Genomic DNA, 18080 nt, shown 5'->3' with positions numbered 1-18080 from the left:
AATCAAGCACATACCTCTTTCACGACCTGGGCCAGCTCTTCGGCGTAGTCGCGAACCAGCTTTTCATCGTCGCCCTCGACCATCACACGAACCAGCGGCTCGGTGCCGGACTTGCGCAGGAGGACGCGGCCACGGCCCGCCATCTGCTCGGTGACACGGGCCGAGGCATCCTTGACCGCCGGATGGCTGACCGGGTCCACATCGCCGCCGGCATAGCGCACGTTGATCAGTACCTGCGGGCACTTGCGCATGCCCTGTCGCGCCTCGGCCAGGGACCGGCCGCTGTGTTGCAGGGCGAGCAGCACCTGCAGGGCGGAAATGATGGCGTCCCCAGTGGTGGTGAAATGGCTGCAGACGATATGACCGGAGTTCTCGCCGCCCAGGGTCCAGCCATTGGCCTGCAGCTCGCTCATCACATAGCGGTCGCCGACCTTGGCACGCACGAAGGGGATAGCCAGGTCCTTGAGCGCCAGCTCCAGCCCAAGATTGCTCATCAGGGTACCGACCACGCCGCCGCTCAGCTTGCCGCGTCCCTGGAGATCGCGGGCGATGAGATAGATCAGTTCGTCGCCATCCACCACAGCGCCGGTGTGGTCGACCATCAGCACGCGGTCGCCGTCGCCGTCGAAGGCAATGCCGATGTCGGCGTGCTGCGCGACCACCGCCGCCTGCAGACTGGCCATATGGGTGGAGCCGCATTCATCGTTGATGTTGAGGCCGTTAGGCTGCGCCGCCAGCACGCTCACCTGGGCACCCAACTCGCGGAACACGCTTGGCGCCACCCGGTAAGTGGCGCCATGGGCGCAGTCCACCACCAGCTTCAGGCCGGCGAAGTCGGTACTGATGGGGGTGGTGCTCTTGCAGAATTCGATATAGCGCCCCGCGGCATCGTTGATGCGGGTGACCTTGCCCAGTTGCTCGGACTCCACCACCGTCATCGGCTGGTCGAGCAGCTCCTCGATCATCAGCTCCACTTCGTCCGAGAGCTTGGTGCCCTGGCCGGAGAAGAACTTGATGCCGTTGTCGTGGTGCGGATTATGGGACGCACTGATGACGATACCCGCGTCAGCCAGGAAGGTGCGGGTCAGGTAGGCGATGGCCGGGGTCGGCATGGGGCCGAGCAGCATGACATCGGCACCGGCGGCCAACAGGCCCGCCTCGAGGGCGGACTCGAACATGTAGCCGGAAATCCGTGTGTCCTTGCCGATCAGGATGCGGCACTTGCCTTGCTTGCGGAACGCCATGCCGGCGGCCCAGCCGAGCTTGAGCATGAAATCCGGAGTAATCGGGAACTGGCCCACACGCCCACGAATACCGTCGGTACCAAAATACTTTCTGCTCATGAAATGCTCCGTGTTGTCTTATTCCGCCGCTTGCACCGCGGCGATCATGCGTACGGCGTCAGCGGTTTCGGCGACATCGTGAACGCGCAGGATGCAGGCCCCCTTGGCCACCGCCAGGGCGGCCAGGGCAACACTGCCGTACAGGCGCTCATGGACTTCCCGTCCGAGCGCCTGACCAATCATGCTTTTGCGAGAGACCCCGACCAGCAAGGGACGCCCCAACTCGTGCAGCGCCTCCATATGCTTGAACAGGCTGAGGTTGTGGGCCAGGTTCTTGGCGAAGCCGAAGCCCGGGTCCAGGACGATCCGGTCGTCCATGATGCCCGCAGCGCGACAGGCCAGCATGCGCTCGGCGAGGAAATCCCGCACCTCCCGCACGACGTCGTCGTAGCGCGGATCCTGCTGCATGTTGCCCGGCTCGCCGAGCATATGCATGAGACAGACCGCAAGACCGGTATCGGCCGCCGCTTCCAGGGCCCCTTCGCGACGCAAGGCACGCACGTCGTTGATCATCCCGGCACCGAGGCGCGCGCCCTCGCGCATCACCGCCGGAGTGGAAGTATCCAGGGAAATCACCACGTCCAGTTCGCGAGCGATGGCCTCGACCACTGGTGCGACACGCTCCAGTTCCTCGGTGGGCGAGACCGGACGCGCACCGGGCCGCGTCGATTCGCCGCCGACATCGATCAGGGTAGCCCCCGCAGCGACCATTTCCGCGGCATGGCGCAGCGCGGAATCACATCCGCTGAAGCGACCGCCATCGGAAAAGGAGTCCGGGGTGACATTGAGAATGCCCATCACATGCGGCTGGGCCAGATCGAGAACCCGGCTGCCACAAGGCAACCGGGTCGGGTACTGCGCTGACTTCATCTACAGGCCTTAGTGTTCGCCGGCAGGCCCGCCGATGGGAGCTTCAGGACGCGGCGTCTCTTCACGCGGCGCGGGTGTGCCGGAGGTGCCGGAACCGCCTTGCCAGTCCTTCGGCTCGCGAGCCGCGCGACCGGCCATGATGTCATCGATCTGTTCGGAGTCGATGGTTTCGTACTTCATCAGCGCTTCGGCCATCATGTCGAGCTTGTCGCGGTTCTCCACCAGCAGGTTCTTCGCGGTGGAGTAGCACTCGTCGATGATGCGGCGAACTTCCTGGTCGATCAGCTTCGCGGTTTCACCGGAGACGTTGGCGTGCTGGGCACCCGCACTGCGACCCAGGAATACCTCGCCCTCCTCTTCCGCATACATCAACGGACCGAGCTTCTCGGAAAGCCCCCACTTGGTCACCATGTTCCGGGCGATCTGGGTGGCACGCATGATGTCGTTGGAGGCGCCGGTGGTGACACCATCGAAGCCCAGGGTCATCTCTTCGGCGATACGGCCACCGAACAGCGAGCAGATCTGGCTGGTCAGTGCGCGCTTGGACAGGCTGTAGCGGTCTTCCTCGGGGAGGAACATGGTCACGCCGAGGGCACGACCGCGCGGAATGATCGACACCTTGTATACCGGGTCATGCTCGGGCACCAGGCGACCGACGATGGCGTGGCCAGCCTCGTGGAACGCGGTGTTGAGCTTCTCCTTCTCGGACATGACCATGGATTTGCGCTCGGCGCCCATCATGATCTTGTCCTTGGCCAGCTCGAATTCCTTCATTTCCACCAGGCGCTTGTTGACCCGCGCGGCGAAAAGCGAAGCCTCGTTGACCAGGTTGGCCAGGTCGGCACCGGAGAAACCGGGGGTACCACGTGCGATCACCGCCGGGTCGACGTCGTCGCCCATGGGCACCTTGCGCATGTGTACCTTGAGAATCTGCTCGCGGCCGCGGATATCCGGCAGGCCGACCACCACCTGGCGGTCGAAGCGGCCCGGACGCAGCAGGGCCGGGTCCAGCACGTCAGGACGGTTGGTGGCGGCGATGACGATGATGCCGTCGTTCATCTCGAAGCCGTCCATCTCTACCAGCAACTGGTTGAGGGTCTGCTCGCGCTCGTCATGACCACCGCCCAGGCCGGCACCACGATGGCGACCAACGGCGTCGATTTCGTCGATGAAAATGATGCACGGCGCGTGTTTCTTGGCCTGGTCGAACATGTCGCGGACACGGGACGCGCCGACACCGACGAACATTTCGACGAAGTCGGAACCGGAGATGGTGAAGAAGGGCACCTTGGCCTCACCGGCGATGGCCTTGGCCAGCAGGGTCTTGCCGGTACCGGGCGGACCGACCATCAGCACGCCGCGCGGGATACGGCCGCCCAGGCGCTGGAACTTGCCCGGATCGCGGAGGAACTCCACCAGTTCGCTGACCTCTTCCTTGGCCTCGTCGCAACCGGCGACGTCGGCGAAGGTGGTCTTTACCTGGTCTTCCGACAGCAGGCGCGCCTTGCTCTTGCCGAAGCTCATGGGGCCGCCGCGACCGCCGCCGCCGCCCTGCATCTGGCGCATGAAGAACATGAAGACGGCAATGATCACGAGGATCGGGAAGCTGGCCACCAGCAACTGGGTCCAGATGCTCTGCTGCTCGGGCTGCTTGCCTTCGATGATCACGTTGTTGTCGATCAGGTCGCCGATCAGGCCGCCATCCTGGATGGCCGGACGAATGGTCTTGAAGGGCTCGCCGTCATTGCGCTTGCCGGTGATGACGAAGCCATCGACGGTCACGCGCTCGACCTTGCCTTCTTTAACCTGCTCGATGAATTCCGAGTAGTTAAGGGTCTGCGGTTCGCTCGGGCTGGAGAAATTGTTCATCACCGTGACAAGCACAGCGGCGATGATCAGCCACAGGATCAGATTTTTTGCCATATCGTTCAATTAGCTACCCTCTGGAACGGGCCCCTTCCTGGAGCGCACCCCGCATGACGCTGGTGATTAACCGGCCTAACTTACTACACAACCCCTACCCCTGGCAGGCGCCGTCTGTAACCCTTTATGAGACCTTGCGGCCTCCCTGCAGCGTCCAGCCCTGCAGACGGGACCCATGAGTCAGGTCCCCGTTGCAGTCTATTCCCCGCGGAAGCCGCGCGCGAGCAGGTATTGCTCCCGGGAGCGGTCACGCGACGAAAGCGGCTTGCGCATCTGCACCTTGTCGAACATCTCGCGCACTTGCTTGTGGTAGACGTCGAAGCCTTCGCCCTGGAAGATCTTGATCAGGAAATCCCCGCCCGGGCGCAGCACACGCCCCGCCAGATCCAGCGCCAGCTCGCAGAGATACATCGCCCTTGGCTGGTCGGCAGCCCTCACTCCACTCATATTGGGGGCCATATCGGAAATCACAAGGTCTACCGGGTGGTCACCGATCGCTTCGAGGATGCGCGAGAAGACCGCATCCTCGGTGAAGTCACCTTGAATGAAGGTCACATCGGGAATGCTATCCATTTCCAGGATATCGGAAGCGATCAGCCGGCCACGATCGCCGATGACCCGGCTGGTGACCTGGGACCAGCCGCCCGGAGCGGCACCGAGGTCGACAACGGTCATGCCAGGCCGCAGGATGCGGTCCTTTTCCTGGATTTCCAGCAGCTTGTAGCTGGCACGGGAACGGTAGCCGTCCTTTTGCGCCATTTTGACGTAGGGGTCGTCGAAGTGTTCTTTCAGCCAACGATGGCTAGTCTTGGAACGGGCCACGGGATACCTCGTGTTCGGCTGTGCGCCCCGGAATCACTCGGGTAAACTACCAGCCTTTTTTCGCAGGGGTCTGATTATGGCGCTCTCACAGGAGCACAAGAAGCAATACAAATCTATCGGTCATCATCTGAAACCGGTATTGACGGTCGCCGAAAACGGCCTGACCGAAGGCGTGCTGGCCGAACTGGAACGCGCGCTGAACGACCATGAACTGATCAAGGTCCAGTTCCGCATCATCGAGCGCGACGACCGCCGCGCCCTGATCGAAGAACTCTGCGCCGCCGGCAACTGCGAGCTGGTCCAGGTCATCGGCAAGATGGCGCTGGTCTATCGCCGCAACCCCAAGCCGAATCGCAACCTGTCCAACATCAGCCGCTTCAGCGGTCTCTGAACCTCCCGCCAAGGGCGCGCATTCAGCGCGCCCGGCCCTCCGCCAGCTTCGCCGGCATGGGCTGGATCACCAGCAGCAGGCCGCAGAAGGCCAGCAACAGATAGCTGAAGTTCAGCCAGTACAACGCCTCCGGCATCCAGAAGCGCACCAGCAGAAACACCACCACCAGGGTCAGTACCGCGGCCAGCAGCTGCGCGCGCGCATCGCGCCAGAGACGAGCAAGCCCCGCATACTGGATCAGCAGCAGGGCCTGGAGCAACGCACAGAAACCGGCGAAAGCCACCAGCAGCGGCCGCAGGGTGGCGGCCACTTCCTCCACCAGCATCGGCGCCAGGCCTATGCGCTCCAGCACCGGTAACATCACGAAGTGCAGCAACCAGAGGCCGCCGACCCAGAATGTCTGGGCCAGCTGCCAGGCGATGGTGCCAGCCCCGAAGGACGATGACTTAGACGTGGCGGACTTCGACAATCTCGTACTCGACGACACCGCTCGGAGTCTTGACCGTCACCACGTCCCCTTCCTCCTTGCCCACCAGGGCACGGGCGATGGGGGAACTGACCGACAGCTTGCCCAGCTTGATGTCCGCTTCGTCGTCGCCGACGATCTGGTAGGTCACGGTTTCGTCGGTGTCGACGTTGGCGATGTCCACGGTCACGCCGAAGATCACCTTGCCGGTGTGGGGCAGCGACGCGACATCGATGACCTGGGCGTTCTGCAGGCGCCCTTCGATATCCCGGATGCGCGCCTCGACCATGCCCTGCTGTTCGCGGGCGGCATGGTACTCGGCGTTTTCCTTGAGGTCGCCCAGTTCACGCGCTTCGGCGATGGCCTGGGTGATCTGCGGACGCATCACGCCTTTCAGGTGTTTGAGTTCATCTTCCAGGGCGCGAGCGCCCTGGACGGTCATCGGAAATTTGGTCATGCCTTGATTCCTGCATGGAGATCCTGCAGACGGCGCACGGTCTTCTCGGGACCGAACTTGAGCGCTTCACAGATCGCCTGACCAGCCGCGATGGTGGTGGTGCAGTAGATCTTGTGCTGCAGTGCGTTACGACGGATCGAATAGGAGTCAGCGATAGACTGACGCCCCTCGGTGGTGTTGATGATGAGGGTAACCTCATCGTTCTTGATCATGTCAACGACATGGGGACGACCTTCGGTCACCTTGTTCACGCGGCGAACCGGCAGGCCGGCGGCTTCGATCACCCGGGCGGTGCCGGAGGTGGCGACCACTTCGAAACCCAGTTCGATCAGGTCGCGAGCGACCTGGGCGACCATCGGTTTGTCGTCCTCGCGCACACTGATGAACACGGTGCCCGAGTTCGGCAGGATCTCGCTGGCACCCACCTGGGCCTTGGCGAAGGCTTCGCCGAAGCTGTCGCCCACGCCCATCACTTCGCCGGTGGACTTCATTTCCGGGCCGAGGATCGGGTCGACGCCCGGGAACTTGGCGAAGGGGAACACCGCTTCCTTGACACTGAAGAACGGCGGGATGATTTCCTTGGTGAAGCCGATTTCCTTGAGGCTCCTGCCGGCCATCACGCGGGCGGCGACCTTGGCCAGGGACTCGCCGATGCACTTGGAGACGAAGGGCACGGTACGGGAGGCGCGCGGGTTCACCTCGATGACGTAGATGTCTTCGCCCTGCACGGCCATCTGCACGTTCATCAGGCCGACGACGCCGAGTTCCAGGGCCATTTTCTTGACCTGCTCACGGATCTCGTCCTGGATGTGCTGCGGCAGCGAGTACGGCGGCAGCGAGCAGGCGGAGTCACCGGAGTGCACACCGGCCTGTTCGATGTGCTGCATGATCGCGCCGATCACCACGGTCTCGCCGTCGCACACCGCATCGATGTCGACTTCGATAGCGCAGTTGAGGAAGCGGTCCAGCAGCACCGGGCTGTCGTTGGAGACCTTCACGGCCTCGCGCATGTAGCGCTTGAGCTCTTCTTCCTGATAGACGATTTCCATCGCACGGCCGCCCAGCACGTAGGACGGGCGCACCACCATCGGGTAGCCGATGCTCTTCGACAGGGCCAGGGCCTCGTCTTCGCTGCGCGCGGTGGCGTTGGCCGGCTGGCGCAGGTTCAGGCGCTGCACCATCTGCTGGAAGCGCTCACGGTCTTCGGCGCGGTCGATGGCGTCGGGGCTGGTGCCGATGATCGGTACGCCGGCCTCTTCCAGGGCGCGGCAGAGCTTCAGCGGAGTCTGGCCGCCGTACTGCACGATCACGCCCTTGGGCTGCTCGACGCGAACGATCTCCAGCACGTCTTCCAGGGTCACCGGCTCGAAGTAGAGGCGGTCGGAGGTGTCGTAGTCGGTGGAGACGGTTTCCGGGTTGCAGTTGACCATGATGGTCTCGTAACCATCTTCACGCATGGCCAGCGCAGCGTGTACGCAGCAGTAGTCGAACTCGATACCCTGGCCGATACGGTTGGGGCCGCCGCCGAGGATCATGATCTTATCGCGGGTCGACGGGTTGGCTTCGCACTCTTCCTCGTAGGTCGAGTACATGTAGGCGGTGTCGGTGGCGAATTCGGCGGCGCAGGTGTCCACACGCTTGAACACCGGCAGCACCTTCAGCTTGTGGCGGTGGCTGCGCAGGTTCTTCTCGGTGACGCCGAGCAGCTTGGCCAGGCGCGCGTCGGAGAAACCCTTGCGCTTGAGCTTGCGCATCAGGTCGGCGTCGATGCCGGACAGGCCGAGGGTCTTGATGCGTTCCTCGTCCTTGACCAGGTCTTCGATCTGCACCAGGAACCACTCGTCGATGCGGGTCAGCTCGAAGACTTCCTCGATGGTCTTGCCGGCGCGGAAGGCGTCAGCCACGTACCAGATACGCTCGGCGCCCGGCACGGTCAGCTCGCGCTTGAGGATGCCCTGGGCTTCCGGATCGTTCAGGTCGAGCTTGGGATCGAAGCCGGCGACGCCCACTTCCAGGCCGCGCAGGGCTTTCTGCACGGACTCCTGGAAGGTACGGCCGATGGCCATGACCTCGCCCACGGATTTCATCTGGGTGGTCAGGCGGGCGTCGGCTTTCGGGAACTTCTCGAAGGCGAAGCGCGGGACCTTGGTCACCACGTAGTCGATGGCCGGCTCGAAGGACGCCGGGGTGCGGCCGCCGGTGATGTCGTTCTGCAGCTCGTCGAGGGTGTAGCCGACGGCCAGCTTGGCGGCGATCTTGGCGATCGGGAAGCCGGTGGCCTTGGACGCCAGGGCCGAGGAGCGCGATACCCGCGGGTTCATCTCGATCACCACCATGCGGCCGGTGTTCGGGCAGATGCCGAACTGCACGTTGGAACCGCCGGTCTCGACGCCGATCTCGCGCAGCACCGCCAGGGAGGCGTTGCGCATGATCTGGTATTCCTTGTCGGTCAGGGTCTGGGCCGGGGCCACAGTGATGGAGTCACCGGTGTGCACGCCCATGGGATCGAAGTTCTCGATGGAGCAGACGATGATGCAGTTGTCCTTCTTGTCGCGGACCACCTCCATCTCGTATTCCTTCCAGCCGATCAGGGATTCGTCGATCAGCAGCTCGTTGGTCGGCGACAGGTCGAGGCCGCGGGCGCAGATTTCTTCGAACTCTTCGCGGTTGTAGGCGATACCGCCGCCGGTGCCACCCATGGTGAAGGACGGACGGATGATGCAGGGGAAGCCGACCTTTTCCAGGACGCCATAGGCTTCTTCCATGCTGTGGGCGATACCCGAGCGCGGGCAGGACAGGCCGATATCCTTCATCGCCTTGTCGAAGCGCGAACGGTCCTCGGCCTTGTCGATGGTGTCGGCGTTGGCGCCGATCATTTCCACGCCGAACTTGGCCAGCACGCCATGGCGCTCCAGGTCCAGGGCGCAGTTCAGAGCGGTCTGGCCGCCCATGGTGGGCAGCAGGGCGTCAGGGCGCTCCTTCTCGATGATCTTGGCGACGCTGGCCCACTTGATCGGCTCGATGTAGGTGGCGTCGGCCATGGCCGGGTCGGTCATGATGGTGGCCGGGTTGGAGTTCACCAGGATGACGCGGAAGCCTTCTTCCTTCAGGGCCTTGCAGGCCTGGGCGCCGGAGTAGTCGAACTCGCAGGCCTGGCCGATCACGATGGGGCCGGCACCGAGGATCAGGATGCTCTTGATGTCTGTACGCTTGGGCATGGGACTCTCGTTGCAATAATCAGGACAGGGTTGCGGTGGCCAGCTTCACGCCAAAGCCGACGAACAGGGCGCCGACGCCGCTCGAGGCGCCGGCAGCCAGCCGTTGCCGCCGGCGGAACCAGGCCGCCAGGCGCACACCGGAAAAAATCAGGAAACTCAGGTAAATGGCGCTGATGACTTCGAGGATCGTGCCCAGTACCAGGAACGACAGCCCGGGGTAGGCGTATGCCGGGTCGACGAACTGGATGAAGAAGGACACGAAGAAGAGGATCGCCTTGGGGTTGGACAGGCTCAGCAGCAGTGCCTTGCGGAACGGCTGATTGACGTCCAGGTCCTTCGCCGGGCCGGCCTGCTCGACCGGGTGGCGCAGCTTTTGCCAGCCACCCCGGAGCATGCCTACCCCCAAGTAGAACAGGTAGGCGGCACCGACGTACTTCAGGCCGAGGAACAGCAGCGGCTCGGCCTTGAGCAGCGAGGCGATCCCCAGCGCCGAAAGCAGCATCAGGATCGCATCGCCAAGGAACACCGCACTGGCCGCCCGGTAGCCGGCGCCGACGCCGCGCTGGGCGGCACTGGCGAGCACGAACAGCGAGTTCGGCCCCGGCAGCAGGACGATGAACAGCGTACCCAGGACATAGGTCCAGAGGTCGGTGATCCCCAGGGTCGGCATCATCTTCGCAAGCCCCTGCAGCGGTCTCAGCGACGCTCGGCCATGGCCGAGATGAAGCGGTCGAACAGCGGCGCCACGTCGTGCGGGCCGGGGCTGGCTTCCGGGTGGCCCTGGAAGCTGAAGGCGACCTTGTCGGTACGCTCGATGCCCTGCAGGGTGCCGTCGAACAGCGACTTGTGGGTGGCGCGCAGATTGCTCGGCAGGGTCGACTCGTCCACGGCGAAACCGTGGTTCTGGCTGGTGATCATCACCACGCCGGAGTCGATGTCCTGCACCGGGTGGTTGGCGCCATGGTGGCCATGGCCCATCTTCACGGTCTTGGCACCGGAGGCCAGGGCCAGCAGCTGGTGGCCGAGGCAGATGCCGAACACCGGGATCTCGGTGTCGAGGAACTCGCGGATGGCCTGGATGGCGTAGTCGCACGGCTCGGGGTCGCCAGGGCCGTTGGAGAGGAAGATGCCGTCCGGGTTCAGCGCCAGCACCTCGCTGGCCGGGCTCTGCGCCGGCACCACGGTCAGGCGGCAGCCACGGGCCACCAGCATGCGCAGGATGTTCAGCTTGACGCCGAAGTCATAGGCCACCACATGGTAGGGCAGCTCGCTGGTGGCGATTTCCGGATGGCTGTCGCTTTCCAGGTTCCACACGCTGGAACGCCACTCGTAGCGCTCCTCGCAGGACACCACCTTGGCCAGGTCCATGCCTTTCAGGCCCGGGAAGCTGCGCGCCAGCTCCAGAGCCTTCTCTTCGGTGGCGTCGTCACCGGCCAGGATGCAGCCGTTCTGCGAGCCCTTCTCGCGCAGGATGCGGGTCAGGCGACGGGTATCGATACCGGCGATGGCGACGGTGCCGTTTTCTTTCAGGTAATCCGGCAGCGACTGCTTGTTGCGCCAGTTGCTGGCCAGCAGCGGCAGGTCGCGGATGATCAGGCCGGCAGCCCATACGCGGTTGGCCTCGGCGTCTTCCGGGGTGGTGCCGGTGTTGCCGATGTGCGGATAGGTCAGGGTAACGATTTGCTGGGCATAGGAAGGATCGGTAAGGATTTCCTGATAGCCGGTCATGGCGGTGTTGAACACCACCTCGCCGATGGTATGGCCATCGGCCCCAATGGCTTCGCCGCGAAAAATGCTGCCGTCGGCAAGCGCGAGTATGGCTGGCTTAGTCAAGAAGACCTCCCGTAGATCAAGGCTGAAGCAAACGCAGGTTGTAAAAAAGCGGGATGACGCTGATACCGTCACCCCGCTTTTTTATCTGAGCCATTTCTGCGTAACTTTTAGTGGACACACTAAAGCTGCAGTTTATAGGAATGCGTCATTTCGGTCCACCCGAAAGACATTCCATTCGGCATATCAACGCAGTCCGAGCACATCCTGCATGTCGTAAAGGCCGGCTTCCTGGCCTTCCAGCCAGAGAGCCGCACGTACCGCACCGCGGGCGAAGGTCATGCGACTGGACGCCTTGTGGGTGATTTCCACGCGCTCGCCCTCCGCCGCAAACAAGACGGTGTGATCGCCCACCACGTCACCTGCGCGCACGGTGGCGAAGCCGATGGTCTCGCGGGCGCGGGCGCCGGTCTGGCCTTCGCGGCCATATACGGCCACCTTCGACAGGTCGCGCCCCAGGGCATCGGCCACCACCTCACCCATGCGCAGCGCGGTACCGGACGGCGCATCCACCTTGTGGCGGTGATGGGCTTCGATGATCTCGATGTCCACCTCGTCACCCAATACGCGGGCGGCGGTATCCAGCAACTTGAGGCAGAGGTTCACACCGACGCTGAAGTTGGCAGCGAAGACGATGGGAATCTCCCTGGCAGCGCTCGCCAGCAGGGCCTTCTCTTCCGCGGAGAAGCCGGTGGTGCCGATCACCATGGCCTTGCCGGCCTGGCGGCAGACTTCCAGGTTCTTCAGGGTCACCGAGGGGTGGGTGAAGTCGATCAGCACGTCGAACTCGTCGACCACCTTGGCCAGGTCTCCGGACAGCGGCACGCCGATGCGGCCCAGGGCCGCCAGCTCACCGGCGTCGGCGCCGACCAGGGTGCTGTCCGGACGATCGATGGCTGCGGTCAGGCCGGCGCCCTGCGCCTGCTGTACCGCCTCGATCAGGTTCTTGCCCATGCGCCCGGCGGCGCCCATCACAGCAATACGTCGCATAAAAGAAAGCTCCAAGCTGGAAGCCTGAAGCTGGAAGCGAAAGCCGGGGCACTTCAGGCCTCCAGCTTCCAGCTTCCAGCTCACTGATTAGAGATCGCCGAAGAAACGCTTCATGCCTTCAAACCAGCTGCTGGCCTTGGGCGAATGGGAACCATCGCTCTGCAGCGTCTTGCGAAACTCGTCGAGCAGTTCGCGCTGGCGCTTGTCCAGGTTGACCGGCGTTTCCACCACCACCCGGCACATCAGGTCCCCCGCGCCACCGCCACGCACCGGCGCCACGCCCTTGCCGCGCAGACGGAACAGCTTGCCGGTCTGGGTCGCCTCCGGAATCTTCAGCTTGACCCGGCCGTCCAAGGTCGGCACTTCCAGCTCGCCGCCGAGGGCCGCGTCAGCGAAACTGATCGGCACTTCGCAGTAGAGGTGCTTGCCATCGCGCTGGAAGATCGGGTGCTCGCGTACATTGACCACCACGTAGAGGTCGCCGGGCGGGCCACCCAGGGCACCAGCTTCGCCTTCACCGGAGAGGCGGATGCGGTCGCCGGTATCGACACCGGCCGGCACCTTCACCGACAGGGTCTTGTGCTCTTCCACACGCCCCTGCCCATGGCAGCTGCCACAGGGGTCGCTGATCATCTTGCCGCTGCCGTGGCAACGCGGGCAGGTCTGCTGCACCGAGAAGAAGCCCTGCTGCATGCGCACCTGGCCGATACCGCCACAGGTGGTGCAGGTGACCGGGCTGGTTCCCTTCTTCGCACCCGAGCCGTCGCAGGTCTTGCAGTTGACCAGCGTCGGCACACGGATGGTGACCGTGGTGCCGCGCACAGCCTCTTCCAGGTCCAGCTCGAGGGTGTAGCGCAGGTCGCTGCCGCGCTGCGGACCGCCGCGCTGGCCGCCACGCTGGCCACCGAAGAAATCGCTGAACACATCGCCGAAAATGTCGGAGAAACTGGCCCCGCCGAAACCGGCACCAGCGCCCGCCCCCATCTGCGGGTCCACGCCAGCGTGGCCATACTGGTCGTAGGCCGTGCGCTTGCTGGCATCGGAGAGAATTTCGTAGGCCTCGTTGGCCTCCTTGAATTTTTCTTCCGCAGCCTTGTCGCCCGGGTTACGGTCCGGGTGGTACTTCATGGCGAGGCGGCGGTAGGCCTTCTTCAGCTCGGCCTCGCTGGCGCCGCGCTCGACACCGAGGATTTCGTAAAAGTCACGTTTAGCCATAGTTTCCTGCACTCTCGAATTCACCAGCCCCAGACACGCCAACGCGGGAGCAAGCTCCCGCGTGGCGGATCAGGCGTACGGGGCGTCTAGCCCCGCACGCTGGGGCGGAAGCAAGCGTGACACTTACTTGTTTTCCTTGACCTCTTCGAACTCGGCGTCGACGGCATCGTCGGAAGCCTTGTCCGCGGTGGCGCCCTGCGGCTGCTCACCGGCCTGGGCCTGGTCGGCGTACATCTTCTGCGCCAGCGGGGTGGAAGCCTGGGACAGGGCGTTCATCTTGGCTTCGATTTCAGCCTTGTCGTCACCCTTCACAGCGACTTCCAGCTCGCCCAGCGCCTTCTCGATGGCGGCCTTCTCCTCGGCGGTGGCCTTGTCGCCAGCCTCGGTGATCATCTTGCGAGTGGCGTGGACCAGCGCGTCACCCTGGTTGCGGGCAGCGGCCAGTTCCTCGAACTTGCGGTCTTCCTCGGCATTGGCCTCGGCGTCGCGCACCATCTGCTGGATTTCTTCCTCGGACAGGCCGGAGTTGGCCTTGATCACGATGGACTGCTGCTTGCCAGTGGCCTTGTCCTTCGCACCGACGTGCAGGATACCGTTGGCATCGATGTCGAAGGTCACTTCGATCTGCGGCACGCCACGCGGAGCCGGCGGAATCTCGGCCAGGTCGAACTTGCCCAGGGACTTGTTCTGCGAGGCCTGCTTGCGCTCGCCCTGCAGCACGTGAATGGTCACGGCGGACTGGTTGTCGTCGGCGGTGGAGAACACCTGCGACTTCTTGGTCGGGATGGTGGTGTTCTTTTCGATCAGCGCGGTCATCACGCCACCCAAGGTCTCGATACCGAGAGTCAGCGGGGATACGTCGAGCAGCAGCACGTCCTTCACGTCACCTGCCAGTACGGCGCCCTGGATGGCGGCACCGATGGCCACGGCCTCGTCCGGGTTGACGTCCTTGCGCGGCTCCTTGCCGAAGAAGTCGGCTACCTGCTTCTGCACCAGCGGCATACGGGTCTGGCCGCCGACCAGGATGACTTCCTGGATGTCGGACACGTCCAGGCCGGCGTCCTTCAGGGCGATGCGGCAGGGCTCGATGGTACGGGCGACCAGGTCTTCCACCAGGGCTTCCAGCTTGGCGCGGGAAATCTTCACGTTCAGGTGCTTCGGACCGGTCTGGTCTGCGGTGATGTACGGCAGGTTGACGTCGGTCTGCTGGGCGGAGGACAGCTCGATCTTCGCCTTCTCGGCAGCTTCCTTCAGGCGCTGCATGGCCAGGGGGTCACCCTTGAGGTCCATGCCGGATTCCTTCTTGAACTCGTCGACGAGGTAGTCGATCAGGCGCAGGTCGAAGTCTTCGCCACCCAGGAAGGTGTCGCCGTTGGTGGCCAGCACTTCGAACTGGTGCTCGCCATCGACTTCGGCGATCTCGATCACCGACACGTCGAAGGTACCGCCGCCCAGGTCATAGACGATCACGGTGTGGTCGCCCTTGGCCTTGTCCATGCCATAGGCCAGCGCAGCCGCGGTCGGTTCGTTGATGATGCGCTTGACGTCCAGGCCGGCGATGCGGCCGGCGTCCTTGGTAGCCTGGCGCTGGCTGTCGTTGAAGTAGGCCGGAACGGTGATCACCGCTTCGGTCACCGGCTCGCCGAGGTAGTCTTCGGCGGTCTTCTTCATCTTCTTCAGCACTTCCGCGGAAATCTGCGGCGGTGCCATCTTCTGGCCCTTCACTTCCACCCAGGCGTCACCGTTATCGGCCTTGGCGATCTTGTAGGGAACCATCTTGATGTCTTTCTGTACGACGTCTTCTTCGTAACGACGGCCGATCAGGCGCTTCACGGCGTACAGGGTGTTCTGCGGGTTGGTCACCGCCTGACGCTTGGCGGACTGACCCACCAGGGTCTCGCCGTCGTTGGTGTAGGCGATGATGGACGGCGTGGTGCGAGCGCCTTCGGCGTTCTCGATCACCTTGACATTGCCGTTTTCCAGGATGGCCACGCAGGAGTTGGTGGTCCCCAGGTCGATACCGATGATTTTGCCCATATTCTCTCTCCCGAAACTTTGGATTCTCCGCGGCCCTGCTCAACGGGCCGCGGCAGCAATAAACGCTTGAACTAACAGATGGGGGCCCGAGGGCGGATTTCAAGCCTTCTCGTCGATCGACGGCGGCGCCTCGCTCGGCGCCTTGCTGACCACCACCATGGCGGGGCGCAGCAGGCGACCATTGAGCAGGTAGCCCTTCTGGAACACCTTGAGCACGCTACCCGGCTCGACGTGGGCGCTTTCCTGCATGGCCATGGCCTGGTGGTGCTCCGGATTGAAGGGCGCACCGTGCGGGTCCACGGCTTCCAGCTGGTAGCGCTTGAGGGTGTCGTGGAACAGCTTGAGGGTCAGTTCCATACCCTCGCGCACCGGCTTGATCGCCTCGTCGGTGGCGCTGGTCAGCTCCAGGCCACGCTCCAGGCTGTCGACGACCGGCAGCAGGTCATTGGCGAATTTCTCCAGGGCGAACTTGTGCGCCTTCTCCACGTCCTGCTCGGCGCGGCGGCGGACGTTCTGCAGCTCGGCGGCCACGCGCAGCGACTGATCCTGGGCCGCGGCCAGCTGCTCTTCCAGCACCTGCACGCGAGCAGCGAGGTCTTCGCCGGACGCGGCTTCAGCAGCGGAATTCGCTTCGGGGGTCTGGGTATCCAGGGTCTGTTCGTCGGCCATGCCTTCCTCCTCATAAAAAGACAGCTGCGGGAAAGACCCGCTGATATGTCCGTCTATATGGGGCCGCCATTTTGTCGCTTCAAGGGGGAGGGGCAATTGTCAGCCAGAAAACAAACACTGTATAAATACACAGCCAACTCAGCGCGGGAGTCGCACCATGCTGGTACACCTGTCGATCCACAACTACGCCATCGTCGAGCACCTGGACCTGGAGCTCGAGGGCGGCATGTCCGTGATCACCGGCGAAACCGGGGCCGGCAAATCGATCATGCTCGACGCCCTCGGCCTGACCCTGGGCGACCGCGCCGACAGCGGCGTGGTGCGCCCCGGCGCCGACAAGGCGGATATCCTCGCCAGCTTCGACGTCGCCGACATCCCCGAAGCCCGCGCCTGGCTGGCCGAGCGCGACCTGGACAACGACGGCCCCTGCATCCTGCGCCGCGTCATCACCGCCGAGGGCCGCACCCGCGCCTATATAAACGGCAGCCCCTGCCCCCAGAGCGACCTCAAGACCCTGGGCGAACTGCTGATCGATATCCACAGCCAGCACGAGCACCAGTCACTGCTCAAGGCCGACACCCATCGTCGCTTGCTGGACGAGTTCGCCGGCGCCAGCGAGCTCGCCCGGCAGGTGCAGCTGGCCGCCCAGCGCTGGCGGCAGACCCGCCAGGAACTGGAGCGCCTGTCCCGCGCCGGCGACGAACAACGTGCTCGCCATCAGCTGCTGAGCTACCAGCTGGACGAACTCGAAAACCTCGCACTGGGCGAGAACGAGCTGGAACAACTGGAACTGGAGCACAAGAACCTGACCAATGCGGAAAGCCTGCTGGCCGCCTGCCGCCAGGTCATCGACATGTGCAGCGAAAGCGATGCCGGCAACGTACTCAGCGCCTTGACCGCCAGCCTCAACCGCATCACCGCCTTCCACTCCCAGCCCGGCGCCCTGGCCGAGGCGGTCAACCTGCTGTCCAGCGCGCAGATCCAGGTCGAGGAAGCCGTGGGCGAACTGAACCGCTTCCTCGACCATTTCGACGCCGACCCCGAGCGCCAGCAAGCGCTGGAGGAGCGCCTCGACACCATCTATACCCTGGCGCGCAAGCACCGGGTCCAGCCGGGCGACCTGGCCGAACTGCAACTGCGACAGCTGGAAGAACTGGAGGCCCTGAACGCCGACGACGAAGCCGCCGAACGCCTGGCCGAGGAGCTGGCCGCCTACGAGCGCCATTACCTGGAAAAGGCCACTGAGCTGAGCAGACTGCGCAGCGAGGCCGCCGAACAACTGGCCGGTGCGGTGCAGGTAGAAATGCAGCGCCTGGGCATGCCCGGCGGGCGCTTCAGCATCCAACTGCAGGCCAGCCAGGCACAGGAACCGCAACAGCAGGGCCTGGAACAGGTGGAATTCCTCGTCAGCGCCAACCCGGGCCAGCCCCTCAAGACCCTGGCCAAGGTAGCCTCGGGCGGCGAGCTGTCACGCATCAGCCTGGCCATCCAGGTGATTACCGCACAGACCTCGCGGGTGCCCACCCTGGTCTTCGACGAAGTGGATGTGGGCATTGGCGGCCCCACCGCCGAGGTGGTGGGCCAGCTGCTGCGCCGCCTGGGCGAACGCGGCCAGGTGCTCACCGTCACCCACTTGCCGCAGGTGGCCGCCCAGGGCCACCACCACCTCTTCGTGCACAAGGAACGCGGCACCGAAGAGACCCGCACGGCGGTGGCCAAGCTGCTGGAGGCGCCGCGCATCGAAGAGATCGCGCGGATGCTGGGCGGCGTCGACCTCACCGAAGAGTCCCTGGCGCACGCCCGCAAGATGGTGGCCAGCGCCCAGGGCTGATTCCACCCCAAAACGAAA

The 18080-nt window shown here is 64.1% G+C and carries 15 protein-coding genes; 2 read left to right on the top strand and 13 right to left on the bottom strand.

Going from position 1 to position 18080, the window contains the following annotated elements; translation table 11 throughout:
- Nucleotides 1-2 precede the first annotated feature (2 nt).
- The 4 genes from glmM to rlmE form a co-directional block, all read right to left on the bottom strand.
- A complete protein-coding gene (glmM, locus tag ACFPU0_RS16530) occupies nucleotides 3-1343 on the bottom strand; it encodes a phosphoglucosamine mutase (RefSeq protein ID WP_377694280.1) in 1341 nt (446 codons plus the stop codon).
- Nucleotides 1344-1361: 18 nt separating this feature from the next.
- Nucleotides 1362-2213: a dihydropteroate synthase gene (gene folP, locus ACFPU0_RS16525; protein ID WP_377694279.1), complete on the bottom strand. Its 852-nt coding sequence runs from the start codon at nucleotides 2211-2213 to the stop codon at nucleotides 1362-1364.
- Between the two features lie 9 nt (nucleotides 2214-2222).
- Nucleotides 2223-4136 (bottom strand): ATP-dependent zinc metalloprotease FtsH, encoded by a 1914-nt coding sequence (gene ftsH, locus ACFPU0_RS16520; RefSeq protein WP_377694278.1) that lies wholly within the window; start codon nucleotides 4134-4136, stop codon nucleotides 2223-2225.
- 198 nt (nucleotides 4137-4334) lie between these two features.
- Nucleotides 4335-4958 (bottom strand): 23S rRNA (uridine(2552)-2'-O)-methyltransferase RlmE, encoded by a 624-nt coding sequence (rlmE, locus tag ACFPU0_RS16515; protein ID WP_377694277.1) that lies wholly within the window; start codon nucleotides 4956-4958, stop codon nucleotides 4335-4337.
- A 76-nt stretch (nucleotides 4959-5034) separates the two neighbouring features.
- Here rlmE and ACFPU0_RS16510 point away from each other — a divergent pair, with 76 nt between their 5' ends.
- Nucleotides 5035-5349 carry a YhbY family RNA-binding protein gene (locus tag ACFPU0_RS16510; RefSeq protein WP_377694276.1) on the top strand — a complete coding sequence of 105 codons (315 nt, stop codon included), beginning with the start codon at nucleotides 5035-5037 and terminating at the stop codon, nucleotides 5347-5349.
- A gap of 22 nt (nucleotides 5350-5371) precedes the next feature.
- On the opposite strand, the gene ACFPU0_RS16505 is transcribed toward ACFPU0_RS16510, so the two are convergent.
- The 9 genes from ACFPU0_RS16505 to grpE all read right to left on the bottom strand — a co-directional run bounded on the left by ACFPU0_RS16505 (nucleotide 5372) and on the right by grpE (nucleotide 16231).
- On the bottom strand, nucleotides 5372-5818 hold the full coding sequence (locus tag ACFPU0_RS16505) for a DUF4149 domain-containing protein (protein WP_377694275.1): 447 nt from the start codon (nucleotides 5816-5818) through the stop codon (nucleotides 5372-5374).
- Nucleotides 5796-6272, bottom strand: coding sequence for a transcription elongation factor GreA (gene greA / locus ACFPU0_RS16500; protein WP_377694274.1), 477 nt, complete (start codon nucleotides 6270-6272; stop codon nucleotides 5796-5798). Before greA ends, ACFPU0_RS16505 begins: the two co-directional genes overlap by 23 nt.
- Complete coding sequence (carB, locus tag ACFPU0_RS16495; RefSeq protein WP_377694273.1) at nucleotides 6269-9490, bottom strand: carbamoyl-phosphate synthase large subunit; 3222 nt, start codon at nucleotides 9488-9490, stop codon at nucleotides 6269-6271. The genes greA and carB overlap by 4 nt, the downstream gene beginning before the upstream one ends.
- A 19-nt stretch (nucleotides 9491-9509) precedes the next feature.
- The gene (gene leuE / locus ACFPU0_RS16490; RefSeq protein WP_377694326.1) at nucleotides 9510-10160 is read right to left on the bottom strand and encodes a leucine efflux protein LeuE; all 651 of its coding nucleotides are present in this window, start codon (nucleotides 10158-10160) and stop codon (nucleotides 9510-9512) included.
- Between the two features lie 26 nt (nucleotides 10161-10186).
- A complete protein-coding gene (gene carA / locus ACFPU0_RS16485) occupies nucleotides 10187-11323 on the bottom strand; it encodes a glutamine-hydrolyzing carbamoyl-phosphate synthase small subunit (RefSeq protein WP_377694271.1) in 1137 nt (378 codons plus the stop codon).
- A 183-nt stretch (nucleotides 11324-11506) separates the two neighbouring features.
- Nucleotides 11507-12310: a 4-hydroxy-tetrahydrodipicolinate reductase gene (gene dapB, locus ACFPU0_RS16480; RefSeq protein WP_377694269.1), complete on the bottom strand. Its 804-nt coding sequence runs from the start codon at nucleotides 12308-12310 to the stop codon at nucleotides 11507-11509.
- 87 nt (nucleotides 12311-12397) lie between these two features.
- Nucleotides 12398-13525: a molecular chaperone DnaJ gene (dnaJ, locus tag ACFPU0_RS16475; protein WP_377694268.1), complete on the bottom strand. Its 1128-nt coding sequence runs from the start codon at nucleotides 13523-13525 to the stop codon at nucleotides 12398-12400.
- A gap of 123 nt (nucleotides 13526-13648) precedes the next feature.
- Nucleotides 13649-15562, bottom strand: a complete 1914-nt coding sequence (gene dnaK, locus ACFPU0_RS16470; RefSeq protein WP_377694266.1) for a molecular chaperone DnaK — start codon at nucleotides 15560-15562, stop codon at nucleotides 13649-13651.
- A 99-nt stretch (nucleotides 15563-15661) separates the two neighbouring features.
- Nucleotides 15662-16231 (bottom strand): nucleotide exchange factor GrpE, encoded by a 570-nt coding sequence (gene grpE, locus ACFPU0_RS16465; protein ID WP_377694265.1) that lies wholly within the window; start codon nucleotides 16229-16231, stop codon nucleotides 15662-15664.
- A 157-nt stretch (nucleotides 16232-16388) separates the two neighbouring features.
- On the opposite strand from grpE, the gene recN reads away from it, so the two are divergent.
- Nucleotides 16389-18062 (top strand): DNA repair protein RecN, encoded by a 1674-nt coding sequence (gene recN / locus ACFPU0_RS16460; protein ID WP_377694263.1) that lies wholly within the window; start codon nucleotides 16389-16391, stop codon nucleotides 18060-18062.
- Nucleotides 18063-18080: the final 18 nt, after the last annotated feature.

Source organism: Pseudomonas sp. GCM10022186 (assembly GCF_042656385.1).
In the GTDB taxonomy this organism is placed as follows: Bacteria; Pseudomonadota; Gammaproteobacteria; order Pseudomonadales; family Pseudomonadaceae; genus Metapseudomonas.
Note: the sequence above shows the minus strand (reverse complement) of the source record. Positions and strands in the feature narration are given on the sequence as shown.

Excerpts from the sequence above, each read along its gene's own strand:
- dnaK (WP_377694266.1), bottom strand. The coding sequence starts at position 15,562 with ATGGGCAAAATCATCGGTATCGACCTGGGGACCACCAACTCCTGCGTG.
- greA (WP_377694274.1), bottom strand. The coding sequence starts at position 6,272 with ATGACCAAATTTCCGATGACCGTCCAGGGCGCTCGCGCCCTGGAAGAT.
- dapB (WP_377694269.1), bottom strand. The coding sequence starts at position 12,310 with ATGCGACGTATTGCTGTGATGGGCGCCGCCGGGCGCATGGGCAAGAAC.
- dnaJ (WP_377694268.1), bottom strand. The coding sequence starts at position 13,525 with ATGGCTAAACGTGACTTTTACGAAATCCTCGGTGTCGAGCGCGGCGCC.
- leuE (WP_377694326.1), bottom strand. The coding sequence starts at position 10,160 with ATGCCGACCCTGGGGATCACCGACCTCTGGACCTATGTCCTGGGTACG.
- grpE (WP_377694265.1), bottom strand. The coding sequence starts at position 16,231 with ATGGCCGACGAACAGACCCTGGATACCCAGACCCCCGAAGCGAATTCC.
- folP (WP_377694279.1), bottom strand. The coding sequence starts at position 2,213 with ATGAAGTCAGCGCAGTACCCGACCCGGTTGCCTTGTGGCAGCCGGGTT.
- recN (WP_377694263.1), top strand. The coding sequence starts at position 16,389 with ATGCTGGTACACCTGTCGATCCACAACTACGCCATCGTCGAGCACCTG.
- carB (WP_377694273.1), bottom strand. The coding sequence starts at position 9,490 with ATGCCCAAGCGTACAGACATCAAGAGCATCCTGATCCTCGGTGCCGGC.
- glmM (WP_377694280.1), bottom strand. The coding sequence starts at position 1,343 with ATGAGCAGAAAGTATTTTGGTACCGACGGTATTCGTGGGCGTGTGGGC.
- ftsH (WP_377694278.1), bottom strand. The coding sequence starts at position 4,136 with ATGGCAAAAAATCTGATCCTGTGGCTGATCATCGCCGCTGTGCTTGTC.
- ACFPU0_RS16510 (WP_377694276.1), top strand. The coding sequence starts at position 5,035 with ATGGCGCTCTCACAGGAGCACAAGAAGCAATACAAATCTATCGGTCAT.